This window comes from Bradyrhizobium sp. AZCC 1610, assembly GCF_036924515.1.
Taxonomy (GTDB): domain Bacteria; phylum Pseudomonadota; class Alphaproteobacteria; order Rhizobiales; family Xanthobacteraceae; genus Bradyrhizobium.
Genome location: NZ_JAZHRR010000001.1, coordinates 7,357,532 through 7,371,589 on the forward strand (window position 1 = coordinate 7,357,532; position 14,058 = coordinate 7,371,589).

Annotated in this window: 15 protein-coding genes and 1 tRNA gene; 5 read left to right on the plus strand and 11 right to left on the minus strand. The window is 62.5% G+C overall.

Annotation, left to right across the window (positions count from 1 at the left end):
- Nucleotides 1–85: 85 nt before the first annotated feature.
- The 4 genes from rpoN (at nt 86) to V1279_RS36050 (ending at nt 4,980) form a co-directional block, all read left to right on the plus strand.
- A complete protein-coding gene (rpoN, locus tag V1279_RS36035) occupies nt 86–1,744 on the plus strand; it encodes an RNA polymerase factor sigma-54 (protein WP_334445585.1) in 1,659 nt (552 codons plus the stop codon).
- Nucleotides 1,745–1,874: 130 nt separating this feature from the next.
- Entirely contained in the window at nt 1,875–2,477 is a 603-nt protein-coding gene (gene hpf / locus V1279_RS36040; protein WP_334445587.1) for a ribosome hibernation-promoting factor, HPF/YfiA family, read from the plus strand.
- Between the two features lie 235 nt (nt 2,478–2,712).
- The gene (gene ptsN / locus V1279_RS36045; RefSeq protein WP_212417171.1) at nt 2,713–3,174 is read left to right on the plus strand and encodes a PTS IIA-like nitrogen regulatory protein PtsN; all 462 of its coding nucleotides are present in this window, start codon (nt 2,713–2,715) and stop codon (nt 3,172–3,174) included.
- A gap of 117 nt (nt 3,175–3,291) precedes the next feature.
- A complete protein-coding gene (locus V1279_RS36050; RefSeq protein WP_334445590.1) occupies nt 3,292–4,980 on the plus strand; it encodes a methyl-accepting chemotaxis protein in 1,689 nt (562 codons plus the stop codon).
- 154 nt (nt 4,981–5,134) lie between these two features.
- Here V1279_RS36050 and V1279_RS36055 read toward each other — a convergent pair whose 3' ends face one another.
- The 8 genes from V1279_RS36055 to V1279_RS36090 form a co-directional block, all read right to left on the minus strand.
- On the minus strand, nt 5,135–5,401 hold the full coding sequence (locus tag V1279_RS36055) for a DUF1150 family protein (protein WP_057850486.1): 267 nt from the start codon (nt 5,399–5,401) through the stop codon (nt 5,135–5,137).
- Between the two features lie 49 nt (nt 5,402–5,450).
- Nucleotides 5,451–5,876 (minus strand): Hsp20 family protein, encoded by a 426-nt coding sequence (locus V1279_RS36060; RefSeq protein ID WP_027538067.1) that lies wholly within the window; start codon nt 5,874–5,876, stop codon nt 5,451–5,453.
- A gap of 196 nt (nt 5,877–6,072) precedes the next feature.
- Nucleotides 6,073–7,164: a sn-glycerol-3-phosphate import ATP-binding protein UgpC gene (locus V1279_RS36065; RefSeq protein ID WP_334445593.1), complete on the minus strand. Its 1,092-nt coding sequence runs from the start codon at nt 7,162–7,164 to the stop codon at nt 6,073–6,075.
- 7 nt (nt 7,165–7,171) lie between these two features.
- A complete protein-coding gene (ugpE, locus tag V1279_RS36070) occupies nt 7,172–8,020 on the minus strand; it encodes a sn-glycerol-3-phosphate ABC transporter permease UgpE (protein ID WP_334445595.1) in 849 nt (282 codons plus the stop codon).
- Nucleotides 8,020–8,901, minus strand: coding sequence for a sn-glycerol-3-phosphate ABC transporter permease UgpA (gene ugpA, locus V1279_RS36075; protein WP_334445597.1), 882 nt, complete (start codon nt 8,899–8,901; stop codon nt 8,020–8,022). Before ugpA ends, ugpE begins: the two co-directional genes overlap by 1 nt.
- Nucleotides 8,902–8,980: 79 nt before the next feature.
- Nucleotides 8,981–10,294 carry a sn-glycerol-3-phosphate ABC transporter substrate-binding protein UgpB gene (ugpB, locus tag V1279_RS36080; RefSeq protein WP_334445599.1) on the minus strand — a complete coding sequence of 438 codons (1,314 nt, stop codon included), beginning with the start codon at nt 10,292–10,294 and terminating at the stop codon, nt 8,981–8,983.
- Nucleotides 10,295–10,485: 191 nt separating this feature from the next.
- Nucleotides 10,486–11,688: a CaiB/BaiF CoA transferase family protein gene (locus V1279_RS36085; protein ID WP_334445601.1), complete on the minus strand. Its 1,203-nt coding sequence runs from the start codon at nt 11,686–11,688 to the stop codon at nt 10,486–10,488.
- Between the two features lie 177 nt (nt 11,689–11,865).
- The gene (locus V1279_RS36090; protein WP_334445603.1) at nt 11,866–12,291 is read right to left on the minus strand and encodes an organic hydroperoxide resistance protein; all 426 of its coding nucleotides are present in this window, start codon (nt 12,289–12,291) and stop codon (nt 11,866–11,868) included.
- A 166-nt stretch (nt 12,292–12,457) separates the two neighbouring features.
- Here V1279_RS36090 and V1279_RS36095 point away from each other — a divergent pair, with 166 nt between their 5' ends.
- A complete protein-coding gene (locus tag V1279_RS36095; protein WP_334445605.1) occupies nt 12,458–12,916 on the plus strand; it encodes a MarR family winged helix-turn-helix transcriptional regulator in 459 nt (152 codons plus the stop codon).
- A gap of 96 nt (nt 12,917–13,012) precedes the next feature.
- Here V1279_RS36095 and V1279_RS36100 read toward each other — a convergent pair whose 3' ends face one another.
- The 3 genes from V1279_RS36100 to V1279_RS36110 all read right to left on the minus strand — a co-directional run bounded on the left by V1279_RS36100 (nt 13,013) and on the right by V1279_RS36110 (nt 14,002).
- Nucleotides 13,013–13,249 (minus strand): GIY-YIG nuclease family protein, encoded by a 237-nt coding sequence (locus V1279_RS36100; protein ID WP_334445607.1) that lies wholly within the window; start codon nt 13,247–13,249, stop codon nt 13,013–13,015.
- A 190-nt stretch (nt 13,250–13,439) separates the two neighbouring features.
- A tRNA-Ala gene (locus V1279_RS36105) sits at nt 13,440–13,515 on the minus strand.
- A gap of 64 nt (nt 13,516–13,579) precedes the next feature.
- Complete coding sequence (locus V1279_RS36110) at nt 13,580–14,002, minus strand: TIGR02300 family protein (RefSeq protein ID WP_334445609.1); 423 nt, start codon at nt 14,000–14,002, stop codon at nt 13,580–13,582.
- Between the last annotated feature and the right edge of the window lie 56 nt (nt 14,003–14,058).

Below are 14,058 nucleotides of genomic sequence, written 5' to 3' on the forward strand. Positions count from 1 at the left end.
CGCGCGCGTCAAGGCGTGTACAAGGGCTCTGGACTAATATAAGCAAGAATCGGACCAACTTTTCAGTGGATCGGTTCTTGGCCTCATGGCGCTGACGCAGAGATTAGAGTTCCGCCAGTCGCAGTCGCTGGTGATGACGCCGCAATTGATGCAGGCGATCAAGCTGCTGCAACTGTCGAATCTCGACCTGTCGGCTTTCGTCGAGGAGGAGCTGGAGCGCAATCCGCTGCTGGAGCGTGCCAGCGACGGTCCCGAAGCCCCGGTGGCCGGCGAGCCGGCCGCCGAACGTGCCGAGTTCTCCGATTCGGCCGATTCCGGCAGCTATGGCGAGGAAGGCGGCGGCGACGCCTCCGATATGGGCACCAGCCCAGGAAGCGACGCCTTCGAGCCCGGTCAGGAGGACTGGCTGAACCGCGATCTCGGCACCCGTTCCGAGATCGAGCAGACGCTGGACACCCCGCTCGACAACGTCTTTTCCGAAGAACCCGCCGAAGCCGCCGCCCGCGTGGCGCAGGATGCGGCGCCGACCGCCTACACCGAATGGGGCGGCGGCGCCTCCAACGACGACGATTACAATCTGGAGGCCTTCGTCGCCGCCGAGGTGACGCTCGGCGGCCACCTTGCCGAGCAGCTCGCGGTGGCGTTCAGCGGGCCGGCGCAGCGGATGATCGGACAATATCTGATCGATCTCGTCGACGATGCCGGCTACCTGCCGCCGGATCTTGGGCAGGCCGCCGAACGGCTGGGCGCCTCGCAAGGGGATGTCGATGCGGTGCTGTCAGTGCTGCAGAAATTCGATCCGCCCGGCGTCTGTGCGCGGAATTTGAGCGAGTGCCTCGCAAACCAGCTCCGCGAACTCAACCGCTACGACCCCGCCATGCAGGCGCTGGTGGAAAATCTCGATCTGCTCGCGAGACGCGATATAGCCTCGTTGCGCAAATTGTGCGGCGTCGACGACGAAGACATCACCGACATGATCGGCGAGATCCGCCGGCTCGATCCGAAGCCCGGCCTCAAGTTCGGTTCGGCGCGCACGCAGACCATGGTGCCCGACGTCTATGTGCGGCCCGGCCCGGATGGCGGCTGGCATGTCGAACTCAACAGCGACACCTTGCCGCGCGTGCTGGTCAATCAGGTCTATTACACGCAGCTTTCGAAGACGATCCGCAAGGACGGCGACAAATCCTATTTCAGCGACTGTCTGCAGAACGCGACCTGGCTGGTCCGCGCGCTCGATCAACGCGCCCGCACCATCCTGAAGGTCGCCACCGAAATCGTCCGCCAGCAGGACGGTTTCTTCACGTATGGCGTTGCGCATCTGCGGCCGCTGAATCTGAAGGCGGTGGCGGATGCGATCCAGATGCACGAATCGACGGTGTCACGCGTCACCGCCAACAAATATATGGCGACCAATCGCGGCAGCTTCGAGCTGAAATATTTCTTTACCGCCTCGATTGCGTCGGCCGACGGCGGCGAGGCGCATTCGGCGGAGGCGGTCCGCCACCACATCAAGCAACTGATCGATGCGGAAGCGGCGAGCGCGATCCTCTCCGACGATACCATCGTGGAACGATTGCGCGAATCCGGCATTGATATTGCCCGCCGCACGGTCGCGAAATACCGCGAAGCGATGCGCATTCCTTCCTCGGTCCAGCGCCGCCGCGATAAACAGAGTATGCTCGGTAACGCACTTTCCGCTCCCGCCACTTCCTCCGACCGGTCCCGCGATACGGCTCCGGCCTGATTGCGTTCGCGTCAAATCGGGATAGTGTCGGTTCCCCGACAGAGCGTGATCCGGAAAAAGCGGCTCCGGTTTCCCGAAAGGATCATGCTCCGGCAACACCAGAGTAGTCGAGGCATCAGCGAGGCATCCAATGACCCTCCGAATCTCCGGAAAAAGCATCAGTGTCGGCGACGCCCTTCGTTCGCGCGTCAGCGAGCGCACCGATGAGGTCTTGAGAAAATATTTCGACGGCAATTATTCCGGCCACATCACGCTGAGCAAGGACGGCTTCGGCTTCCGTACCGATTGCGCGCTGCATCTGGATTCCGGGATTACGCTGGAGGCCGATTCCAACGCCACCGATGCCTATGCCAGCGCCGATCAGGCGCTGCTGATGATCGAAAAGCGTCTGCGCCGCTACAAGAGCCGGCTGAAGGACCGCTCGGCCCGCAAGGCCTATGCGGCTTCCGCGGCGCTGGCGGAGATGGGCGGGCCGTCGCTCGATGCGCCGAGCTATGTGATCGAGGCGCTGGCGGAGGGCGACGAGGAGGTCACGTCCTATAGCCCGGTCATCATTGCCGAGGCGACCACGTCGCTGAAGCGGCTGTCGGTCAGCGAGGCGGTCATGGAACTGGATCTGACCGGGGCTGCCTGCATTGTGTTCCAACACGGCTCCAGCGGCCGGGTGAACATCATTTACCGCCGTACCGACGGCAATGTCGGCTGGGTCGATCCCCCCTCGGTTACCCCCTGAGATAGATATATGTCCGATGGCATTGACGCCCCCATTTGCCCTCCCTATGGTCCGCCGCCCTTATGCATAGAGCGCAGGAACTGGCCCTTCGGGAGTTGGCACCGCGCATGCGTTGGAGTAGAAGCCCCCCAGATCGGGACCCGTGCTTGAGCCCGCCTCCCGCCCCATCTTCTTGACGCCCTAGTTCTAGAACCTACTTCGCAACCAGACGGTTCAATTCACCTCGGAACGCCCAATGACGATTACCGATCTGGTCGCACCCGAGGCGATTCTCCCGGCTTTGAAGGTCATCAGCAAGAAACAGGCGCTGCAGGAGCTTGCGGCCCGCGCTGCTGCGCTGACCGGCCAGAACGAGCGCTCGGTGTTCGAGGTGCTGTTGCAGCGCGAGAAATTGGGTACTACCGCTGTCGGCTACGGCGTCGCCATTCCGCACGGCAAGCTGCCGAAACTTGAAAAGCTGTTCGGGTTCTTTGCGCGCCTCGAACGCCCGATCGATTTTGAGGCAATGGACGGCCAGCCGGTCGACCTGATCTTCCTGCTGCTGGCCCCGGAAGGCGCAGGCGCCGATCATCTGAAGGCGCTGGCGCGAATCGCGCGGTTGCTGCGTGACCAGGACGTCGCCAAGAAGCTGCGCGCCTCGCGCGATGCCCAGGCGATCTATTCGGTGCTCGCCCTGCCGCCGGCAAGCGCGGCCTAGTTTCTTTAGGCGGAACAGGGTTTCTACGGTCGGTAGTGCACCGGATAAACGCAATTTTAAACTAATTGGCAGCTATTTCGTTCGCTGGGATTTTTTTCTCACCCGGAGAACATTGCCATGACGCTGCGGCTGACAATTTCGCGCGCAATATTGATTTTTGGATTGGTTACCGCATTGGGTCTCGGTGCCGTGATTGCCACCAGTGTTTATGGGCTGTCGCAGCTCAAGGTCGGCGGCCCGCTGTACAACCAGATCAAGCTCGGCAACGACCTGATCGCCGACATCCTGCCACCGCCGGAATACGTCATCGAAGCCTATCTCGAGGCCACCCTCGTGCTGCACGATCCGGCGCAGCTTTCGGCGCATCGCGACCGGATTGCGCAGCTCAAGAAGGAATATGACGAGCGGCACGATTTCTGGGTCAAGTCCGACCTCGACCCGACGCTCAAGACCAAGCTGGTGGAGAAATCCGATAGCGAGGTACGCCGCTTCTGGACCGCGATCCAGCAAGGTCTGTTGCCCGCGCTCGCCAGGGGCGACGGCGCAGCCGCCGCGAAATCCTACGCTGAAATCACCGCACGTTATACCGCGCACCGCGCCATCATCGACGACATCGTCAAGCAAACCAACGACCAGAACGCAGCGACGGAAGTCGCGGCGACGGGGCGCGTCAGCACGTTCACGTTGCTATTGTGGGGCGTTTCGGCCGCAGTGTTTCTCGTCATCGGCGCAGGCATTTTCGGCGTGGCATTCGGCGTCATTCGTCCCATCGCGGAAATGACCGAGGTGATGAAGGGCCTTGCCGGCGGCGACCTCAACGTCTCGGTCCCGGCGCTCAGCCGCGGCGATGAAGTGGGCGCCATGGCGCGCGCGGTCCAGGTCTTCAAGGATAACGCGCTGCGCGTTCAGTCGATGGAACAGGAGCAGGCCGGCCTGAAGCTGAAGGCGGAAGGCGACCGCAAGGCCGCGATGCAGCAGATGGCGGACGGCTTTGATTCCGCGATCGGAAAAATCATCCAGACCGTATCGACCGCCTCGTCCGAACTCGAATCATCGGCCGGACAACTGACCAAGACCGCCGAAGTGACCCAGGTGCTCTCGGCGACGGTCGCCGCCGCCTCGGAGCAGTCCTCGGCCAACGCGCAGTCCGCGGCTGCGGCGGCGGACCAGATGGCTTCATCGGTGTCGGAGATCGGCCGCCAGGTCCAGGATTCGCACAAGATCTCGCGTGAGGCGGTGAGTCAGGTCGAGCAGACCAATGCGCGGATCGCCGATCTCGCCCAGTCCGCCAGCCGGATCGGCGAAGTGGTCAAAATGATCAGCGCGGTGGCCGAGCAGACCAACCTCCTGGCGCTGAACGCCACGATCGAAGCGGCGCGCGCCGGCGAGGCGGGACGGGGATTTGCCGTCGTCGCATCCGAAGTCAAGGCGCTTGCCGCGCAGACTGCGAAGGCGACCGAGGAAATCAGCGAGCAGATCGGGCAGATGCAATCGGCGACCAATCAGTCGGTATCTGCCATTCAGGAAATCGGCGGCACGATCGGCCGCATCGCGGAAATCTCGCAGGCGATCGCGGCAGCCGTGGAAGAGCAGGGCGCCGCGACGCAGGAAATCTCGCGCAACGTGCAGCAGGCGGCGCAGGGAGCCACGCAGGTCGCGGGCAGCATCACCGATGTCAACCGCGGCGCGACCGATACCGGCGCGGCATCGACGCATGTGCACGGGCTGGCCCAGTCCCTGCTGGGACAGAGCAATCATCTCAAAGGTGAGGTGGAGAAATTCCTCTCGACCGTGCGCGCGGCGTGAGCTGATCAAAAATTATTATGAAGGACGATACGCGGGCGACGCCCGCGTATCCGAAACCCTCTTATCACATTCGCCCGGCATCAGACCAGCGACACCGGCGAAGCTTCGTCAGTGACAGCAGCAAGCGCTGCGTCAGTGACTGCGGAAGGCCGCGTCAGTGCACGCTGACGGCCTGAAGCTCGTTGCTCCATGCGTTGGCGATCGCAGCTTCGCGGCTGTCGGTCAGCATGATCGGGGTGCCGTCGGCGGCATGCAGCGCGAACAGTTTCAGTCCGGGCGCGATTTTCGGCGCCTGCGGAAACAGTCCCGGCACATCCTCGGAACGGACTTGTTTCACGTAGGCGATATGGCCTTCACCAAGATGGGCCAGCGCCTCAACGGAAACTTTTTCGGGTTCGAAGGTCACACTCACGTCACTCATGGTCTCGACTCCTTCTGGGTCTAAGCGGTCGAGTCCGCTACTTGTTCCATTATTCGTGCTCATTGATAGCAATTGTCTTAACGACCCTTTCAGGCTCCGGCCTGGCGAGGTCGATCGACAACAGCCCGTTTTTCAGATCCGCGCCCAGCACGTGCATCCCCTCCGCCAGCACGAAGGTGCGCTGGAAGTGGCGCGCGGCGATGCCGCGATGGATGTATTGCCGGGCCTTGTCGTCCTGCTGGCGGCCCCGGATCACGAGCTGGTTTTCCTCAATGGTCACATCGAGTTGGTCACGGGTAAAACCCGCCACCGCAAGCGTGATGCGTAAACGCTCGGGCTGGCCGTTGGCACGGTCACACCGCTCGATGTTGTAGGGAGGATAACCGTCGGCGCCTTTGACGACGCGATCAAGCGCACGCTCGATTTCGTCGAACCCAAGCAGGAACGGACTGGATAACGAAGGAACACGAGACATTACAAAGTCCTCTCGAAGCGACTTTGAGGGGCCCTTGCGGCGCCCCATTCAACCGGCCGGCCGACTTGCCGTCCGGTCACCAGGGAATATGGGGGTGATTTGGGAACGGTTCAAGCGCCTCTGAAAGCTGTGTAAATCGGCCGCGGCGGGGTTTTTCACGTCAGTTGGAGCTGGTTTCGCATCCCCGGAATAAGGGTCAGGAACCCACGCGCTTGCGGCCGTCGGCGGTAAACAAATGCAGCTTGTCGCTGGCGGCCACCGCCCTGATTCGCTCGCCGATGGCGGGACCGATGGCGCCGGGAATCCGCACGATCACCTCGCCCGGCGGCAGCTCGCCGGGGGTGGCGGCGACGCCCTGGATTTCCTGCTGCCTCGTACCGTAGACGAAGGTTTCGGCGCCGACCCGCTCGATCGCTTCCACCGTGAGGCCAAGCGCCACGCCGCCGGAAACCGTTTCGTTCGTGATGACGAAATCCTCAGGGCGAATGCCGAGAATGCCGGCCTCGGTGATGCGGATATCGCCGGCCAATTGCGATTTGATCTCGTCTGAGCGCAGCGGCATCAGATTCATCGGCGGCGCGCCGATGAAGGAGGCGACGAAGGTGGTCGCGGGCTTCTGGTAGATGTCGAGCGGATTGCCGATCTGCTCGACCTGGCCGCCGTTCATGACCACGAGAATATCGGCCAGCGTCATCGCCTCAAGCTGGTCGTGGGTGACGTAGATCGAGGTCGTGGAGAGGCGGCGCTGCAGTTTGCGGATTTCGACGCGCATGGCGATGCGCAGCTTGGCGTCGAGGTTCGACAAGGGTTCGTCGAACAGAAACACCTTCGGCTGCCGCACGATCGCGCGTCCCATCGCCACGCGCTGGCGCTGGCCGCCTGACAATTGCCGCGGCTTGCGCTCGAGCATCGCGCCGAGTTCGAGAATCCGCGCGGCTTCCTCCACGCGGGTCTTGATCTCGGGTTCGGCCATGCCGCGGTTGCGCAGGCCGTAGGCCATGTTGTTGTAGACGCTCATATGCGGGTAGAGCGCGTAGTTCTGGAACACCATCGCGATATCGCGGTCGGCCGGCTCGATCTGGTTAACGACGCGGCCGCCGATGTCGATCTCGCCGCCCGTGATGGTCTCCAGCCCTGCGACCATGCGCAACAGCGTGGATTTGCCGCAGCCGGACGGGCCGACCAGCACGCAGAACTGGCCGTCTCCGACATCGAAATCGATGCCCTTGATGGCTTCGAAGCCACCGGCATAGGTTTTTCTGACGTTACGAAGGGTGACGTTGGCCATGACTACCCTACTTCTCCGTCTCGACCAGGCCGCGCACGAACAGCCGCTGCATGAACACGACGACCGCGACCGGCGGCAGCATCGCGAGGATCGCGGTCGCCATCGCGAGTTGCCATTCGGCGAGTTCGTCGGTCGTATACAGCATCTTCTTGATGCCGATGACGATGGTTTGCATCGAATCCTGCGTGGTGATCAGAAGCGGCCACAAATATTGATTCCAGCCATAGATGAACTGGATCACGAACAGGGCTGCGATCGTCGTCACCGACAGCGGCAGCAGCGTATCCCAGAAGAACCGGAACGGGCCTGCGCCGTCGATCCGCGACGCCTCCAGCAATTCCTCAGGGATGGTCATGAAGAACTGCCGGAACAGCAGCGTTCCCGTGGCGGACGCAATCAACGGAAGGATCAGTCCGGCATAGGTGTCGAGCATCTTGAGGTCGGCCACCACCTTGTAGGTCGGATAGATGCGGACCTCTACGGGGAGCATCAGCGTGACGAAGATGATCCAGAACGCGGTCTTGCGGAACGGAAAGCGGAAGTACACCACCGCATAGGCGGACAGCATCGAAATGAAGATTTTGCCGAGCGCAATGCCGAAAGCGGAGATGAACGAGTTAATCAGCATCTGCGCGACCGGCTCGCGGCTGGTGCGGGCGCCGCCGACGAATACCGCGCGGTAGTAATTTTCCAGCATTTGGTCGCCGGGCGACAGCGGCATTCTGCCGCCGACCACGGTGGCGGCGTCGTGGGTGGAGGCAATCAGCGCCAGATAAACCGGAAAGGCGACGATGAAGACGCCGAGCGTGAGGATCGCATAGGCGATGATGTCGCTGAGCGGGCGGTGCTCGACCATCAGTACTGCACCTTGCGCTCGACGTATTTGAACTGGATCGCGGTCAGCGCGATCACGATCACCATCAGCACCACCGATTGCGCGGCCGAGCCGCCGAGATCGCCGCCGAGCCGCCCGTCGGCAAACACCTTGTAGACCATGGTGGTGGTCGCGCCGGCCGGGCCGCCGCCGGTGACCGCGTCGATGATGCCGAAGGTGTCGAAGAAGACGTAGACGACATTGACAACCAGGAGGAAGAACGTGGTCGGCGACAGCAGCGGAAAGGTAATGGTCCAGAACCGGCGCAGCGGACCCGCACCGTCAATCGCGCTGGCTTCCAGCACGCTCTTGGGGATCGACTGCAGGCCCGCCAGGAAGAACAGGAAATTGTAGGAGATCTGCTTCCACACCGCGGCCATCACCACGAGGGCCATGGCGTGGTTGCCGTTCAGCAGCGGATTCCAGTCGAAATTCATCCAGCGCAGCGGCCGCGCTAGCGTGCCGAGCGAGGGATGAAACATGAAGATCCACAACACGCCGGCGACCGCGGGCGCCACCGCATAGGGCCAGATCATCAGGGTCTTGTAGGCGCCGGCGGCTTTGAGATTCTTGTCGGCCTGGGTCGCAAACAGCAGCGCGATGGAAAGCGAGAGCGCCGCGACCAGCGAGGAGAAAATTATCGTCGTCAGCATCGACGCGTAATATTCAGGCTGGGCGAACAGCGACTGGTAATTTTCCAGCCCGACAAATTCCGAGGTCAGCCCGAACGCATCCTCGCGCAGGAAGGATTGCCAGACCGCCTGGCTCGCCGGCCAGTAGAAGAATACGAATGTGATGATGAGCTGCGGAATCAGCAGCAGGTATGGAAGCAGCTTGTTGCTGAAGACGACAGACTTTTCCATTCAAGCCGCTGTGTGATGCGAGAGAGGCTCCCTCCCCGGGACGGAGAGGGAGCCCTGGTCGGTGTTATTTTGGTTGGCGTTATTTTGCCGTCTTTTCGAATGTCCGCAACATCGCATTGCCGCGCGCGACCGCGGCATCCAGCGCTTCCTTGGCGGTCTTCTTGCCGGCAAGGGCTCCTTCCAGTTCTTCGGCCCAGAGGTCGCGCATCTGCACCATGTTGCCGAAGCGCAGGCCGCGGGAGTTTTCGGTCGGCTCCTTGTTGGTCAGTTCCTTCAGCGGCGTCTGCAGCGTCGGGTTCTTCTCGTAGAAGCCGTCCTTGACCGTCTTTTCATAGGCGGCCTTGGTGATCGGCAGGTAGCCGGACTTCTGGTGCAGATCGGCCTGGCGGTCGGTCGCGGACAGGAAGGTGAAGAACTTGGCGACGCCCTTGTATTCTTCGGGCTTCTTGCCGCCCATCACCCACAGCGAGGCGCCGCCGATGATCGAGTTCTGCGGCGCGCCCTTGACGTCGGGATAGTAGGGCATCGGCGCCGAGGTGAAGTCGAACTTGGCGGTGCTCTTGGCTGTCGCGTAGTAACCCGAGGAAGTCAGGAAGATCGCGCATTCGCCCGAAGCAAAGCGGTTCTCGCTGGCGTTGGCGCGGCCGGCATAGTCATAGGTCTTGTCCTTCTGAAGCTCGATCAGGTTCTCCAGATGCTTCACATGCAGCGGCGAGTTGAATGTCAATACGGTGTCGAAACCGTCGAGGCCATTCGCCTTGGTGCCGATCGGCACGTTATGCCAGGCCGAAAACTGCTCGATATGCACCCAGCTCGCCCAGGCGTTGGAGAATCCGCAGGTCGTGTGCCCGGCCGCCTTCAGCTTCTTGGCGGCGTCGAACACTTCCGGCCAGGTCTTCGGAATCTCGGCGATGCCGGCCTTCTTCAATTCGTCCTTATTGATCCACATCACCGTCGACGAGGAATTGAAGGGGAATGACAGCATGTCGCCCTTCGAGGTCGAGTAGTAGCCGGTGATGGCCGGCAGATAGGCCTTGGGGTCGAACGGTTCGCCGGCATCCTTCATCAGCTGGTAAACCGGCTTGATGGCGCCGGTGGCGCTCATCATCGTGGCGGTGCCGACCTCGAACACCTGAATGATGTGCGGCGCGGTGCCGGCGCGGAAGGCGGCAATGCCGGCATTCATGGTGTCGGGATAGCTGCCCTTGAAGGTCGGGACGACCTTGTAGTCGGACTGGCTGGCGTTGAATTCTTCGGCGAGCTTGTTGACGATGTCGTTGTTGCCGCCGGTCATGGCGTGCCACCACTGGATCTCGGTCGCAGCGTAAGCAGGCGTTGCGAGCGCCAGCGCAGCAGTGACTGCCGCCGCTGCGCCGAATTGTCGAAGTACCATGGAATTCCTCCGGGTTGGGGTCGTCATCTTCGTTTCGCGCGATAACAGCGCCGGATGACGTGCAAATGACCGTATAAGCGAAAGGATGGTAGGGGGAAAGCGTGCGCCGAGGGAAGCGGGAAAATAGGCGAAGGCCAGTGAGCTCAATCAGCGCCGTCGCCCCTGCGAACTTTCGCAGGGGCGACCAGTAGCTAGCGCTTGCGCTCGGAGCCGCAGACCGCGCCCTTGGCGACCAGTGCTTCGATCTCGCCCTCCGAGAAGCCGAACTCGCCCAGCACCTCGGCTGTGTGCTGGCTGAATTTCGGCGGCGTGCGGCGCAGGCTGGGCTTGGTGCGCTCGAGCCGGATCGGGGAGGCGACGCCCTTGTACCAATCCTTGGTAATGATATCGCCGCGATGCAGCGTATGCGGGTTGGTCAGCGCCTGGTCGATCTTCTGCACCGGACCCGCCGGCAGGCCGGCTCCCAGCAGGCGATCGCAGAGCGGTTCGGCCTCGTGCTGGCTGAACACGGCGGCAAGCTCGGCACGCAACGCGTCGCGGTTGGCGATGCGGTCCTTGTTGCGGGCAAAGCGCGGGTCGGTGCCGAGTTCGGGCTTGCCGATTTCCTTGGCGAGCTTGCGGAAGGTGCCGTCATTGCCGACGCCGATGAAAATATTGTCGGTTTTGGTCGGGAAGATCGCGTACGGCACAAGGTTCGGGTGCTCGTTGCCGGTCAGCCCCGGCGGCTTGCCGTGCATGAAATAATTAGCGGTGTGCGGATGCATGATCGCAAGGCCGGTTTCATACAGTGTGGTTTCGAGAAACTGGCCGAGGCCCGAGCGCTGCCGCTCCGACAGCGCCATCAGAATGCCGATCGCCGCATAAAGCCCGGTGGTGATGTCGACCAGGGGAACGCCGATCCGCATCGGGCCGCTTTCCGGCGAGCCCGTTGCCGCGATCATGCCGGTCATGGCCTGGATGATGGCGTCATAGCCGGGATTGCCGCCGCGCGGGCCGTCGGCGCCGAAGCCGGAAATCCGGCAATGCACCAGCTTTGGGAATTTGGCGCGCAGCACGTCGTTGCCGATGCCCCATTTGTCGAGCGTGCCCGGCTTGAAATTCTCGATCAGGACGTCGGCGGTCTCCAGCATCTTCATCAGCACGGCGCGCCCGCCTTCGGCGGCGAGGTCGAGCCCGATCGAGCGCTTGTTGCGATTGATGCCGACGAAATAGGCCGCGTCTTCCTCGTGGAACGGAGGGCCCCAGTCGCGCTCGTCGCCGGCCGGCGGTTCGACCTTGATGACGTCGGCGCCGTGGTCGGCGAGAATTTGCGTGCAATAGGGGCCGCCGAGCACGCGCGTGAGATCGATCACGCGCAGGCCGGTCATTGCGCCCGGAGCGGCTACAGAACTCATGGATAAGAACCTTCGCTCAAGGAGAAAATCGAAGTCTTGAGCTAGCGGTCTTCAGGCGCGGCGGCAATGGCGTCTCGCGCACAGGCGCATGACGCCGCCGCCGTAGCAAAGCTTTCGGCAAATTCTGTGGGCGAACGGTCGGCCGGCGTTCGCGAGCGGGCCGTTCGAATCTCGTCGTCAGACGACGGTCAGGCGGACATCGATGTTGCCGCGGGTGGCGTTGGAATACGGGCACACCTGATGCGCCTTCGCCACCAGGGCTTCGGCTTCCGCCTTGGGAACGCCGGGCAGCGAGACGGCGAGTTCGACATCAAGGCCAAAGCCGCCGGCGGAACGCGGGCCGATGCCGACGGTGGAGGTCACGGAGGCGTCCGCGGGCACCTTCGGGCCGCCTTGCGAGGCGACGAACTTCATCGCGCCGATGAAGCAGGCGGCATAGCCGGCCGCAAACAGCTGCTCGGGATTGTTGCCGGCGCCACCGCCGCCGCCGAGCTCCTTCGGGGTCGCGAGCTTGACGTCGAGCGCGCCGTCGAGGGTGGCGGCGGTGCCGTCACGGCCGCCGGTGGCCTTGGCGCTAGTCTTGTAGAGCACGTTCACGGACATGTGGTTCTCCCTGGGTTTGCCGTTTCGATGGGATTTATATTGCACACGATTTGATTGTGCACAATATAAATTATTGCGAGGTCCGCGATCTAATCGTATACAATTGAAATCAAGCGCTTACGGTTCCGGATCGGGGGCAGGGGCGCTGTCCGTTGACGAGGTTGTGATGGCCAGGAAACACGCGGCCGACCTGCCGCTCAGGCTCGATAATCAGCTCTGCTTTGCGGTGTATTCCACCGCGCATGCGTTCAACCGCGTCTACAAGCCGCTGCTCGACAAACTCAGCCTGACCTATCCGCAATATCTGGTGATGCTGGTGCTGTGGGAGCGCGACGGCGTGCCGGTCAAGGACATCGGCGAGCGGCTGCTGCTGGATTCCGGCACGCTGACCCCACTGCTCAAGCGGCTGGAGACGGCCGAACTCGTCAGGCGCACGCGTAGCACTGAGGACGAGCGCCAGGTGCTGATCGCGCTAACGCCAAAGGGCGAGGCGCTGCGGGAAAAGGCCCGGGCTGTGCCGCAATCGATTCTCGCGGCCTCAGCTTGCTCGGTCGGCGAACTCGTAGCGATGAAGAACGAGATCGTCGCGCTACGCGATCGGTTGAATGCGGTGTTGGGGGAGTAGCCCGGCTTCGCCCTACGGGCTACGCCCCGGCAGCCTTCTCTAGGAAAGGGTTTGCCGAACTGAAGCTGGCGAAGCCAGCGAAGGCTGGGGCAGCTGCTAGAGGCGTTTTTTGGCGAAGGCGCGGCCGGAGGCGGACTTCAGGTATTTTTCGAACGCGACCGCCTGGGCCTCATCGCTAAACGCGACGTAAGTCTTGATCCGCCATGGCCCGTACTTCGAAGTGTGCGGGACTTCGCCGGCATTGTGCTTTGCCAGTCGGGCGCGCAAGTCGTCTGTGATGCCGACATAGAAGTGCTGGGAATCGAGACTTTCGAGAATGTAGACATATTTCATGGGCCACCCTGCTGTCGGCGCGCGCCGTCGACGTGTTCGCAGGATATCGCGCTTGGAGGCAGGCAAAAGGGGATGGTCGGATAGAGCCCGGCTTCGCCCTTCGGGCTACGCCGCGGCAGCCTTCGCTTGCTTCGCTACGATGGAGCGCGGCGTGGCTTGCCCAGCCGTAGCTCGCGAAGCGAGCGAAGGCTGGTGGAGCCAGGCGGGATCGAACCGCCGACCTCTTGCATGCCATGCAAGCGCTCTCCCAGCTGAGCTATGGCCCCGTAGAATCGCAGCGCCTCAAATCAGCGTGCGGGCATGACCCTGAACCACAGTTCTGGGCCGATCTCAAGTCTCTTCGTCGCCTCCGACATCACCGATGATGTCGGTGACGTCCTCATCGCCCTCTTCCTCGTCGGGGATGAAGGTGGAATCGTCGTCGTCATCGCCCTCGATGGTCTCGTCGATCTCGATGTCGTCTTCCGATTCGGGAACCACGGCCTTGACCTTGCCGGTATTTTCCTCGGCGTCGGCCTCCTCGAGCGAGACCAACTCTTCGGCCTCGGCGGCCTCCGGTTCGGCAGCGGCGGTGGCCGAAGCGGCAGCGGCAGCGCGTGCGGCATCGCCACGGGCGGCCCGCGGCGGCGCAACCGGCGCAATCGGGACCACCTCGCCGGTGTAGGGCGAAATCACCGGGCTCTTGTTCAGGTCGTAGAATTTCTTACCCGTCGTCGGGCAAATGCGTTTAGTTCCGAGATCGGACTTGGCCACGTGTGGATCCTGGGAATTTCTGAAAAACGGTGCTTCACTTGGCTAGTTAAGGGGCT

Excerpts from the sequence above, each read along its gene's own strand:
- rpoN (WP_334445585.1), top strand. The coding sequence starts at position 86 with ATGGCGCTGACGCAGAGATTAGAGTTCCGCCAGTCGCAGTCGCTGGTG.
- hpf (WP_334445587.1), top strand. The coding sequence starts at position 1,875 with ATGACCCTCCGAATCTCCGGAAAAAGCATCAGTGTCGGCGACGCCCTT.
- ptsN (WP_212417171.1), top strand. The coding sequence starts at position 2,713 with ATGACGATTACCGATCTGGTCGCACCCGAGGCGATTCTCCCGGCTTTG.
- V1279_RS36050 (WP_334445590.1), top strand. The coding sequence starts at position 3,292 with ATGACGCTGCGGCTGACAATTTCGCGCGCAATATTGATTTTTGGATTG.
- V1279_RS36055 (WP_057850486.1), bottom strand. The coding sequence starts at position 5,401 with ATGAGTGACGTGAGTGTGACCTTCGAACCCGAAAAAGTTTCCGTTGAG.
- V1279_RS36060 (WP_027538067.1), bottom strand. The coding sequence starts at position 5,876 with ATGTCTCGTGTTCCTTCGTTATCCAGTCCGTTCCTGCTTGGGTTCGAC.
- V1279_RS36065 (WP_334445593.1), bottom strand. The coding sequence starts at position 7,164 with ATGGCCAACGTCACCCTTCGTAACGTCAGAAAAACCTATGCCGGTGGC.
- ugpE (WP_334445595.1), bottom strand. The coding sequence starts at position 8,020 with ATGGTCGAGCACCGCCCGCTCAGCGACATCATCGCCTATGCGATCCTC.
- ugpA (WP_334445597.1), bottom strand. The coding sequence starts at position 8,901 with ATGGAAAAGTCTGTCGTCTTCAGCAACAAGCTGCTTCCATACCTGCTG.
- ugpB (WP_334445599.1), bottom strand. The coding sequence starts at position 10,294 with ATGGTACTTCGACAATTCGGCGCAGCGGCGGCAGTCACTGCTGCGCTG.
- V1279_RS36085 (WP_334445601.1), bottom strand. The coding sequence starts at position 11,688 with ATGAGTTCTGTAGCCGCTCCGGGCGCAATGACCGGCCTGCGCGTGATC.
- V1279_RS36090 (WP_334445603.1), bottom strand. The coding sequence starts at position 12,291 with ATGTCCGTGAACGTGCTCTACAAGACTAGCGCCAAGGCCACCGGCGGC.
- V1279_RS36095 (WP_334445605.1), top strand. The coding sequence starts at position 12,458 with ATGGCCAGGAAACACGCGGCCGACCTGCCGCTCAGGCTCGATAATCAG.
- V1279_RS36100 (WP_334445607.1), bottom strand. The coding sequence starts at position 13,249 with ATGAAATATGTCTACATTCTCGAAAGTCTCGATTCCCAGCACTTCTAT.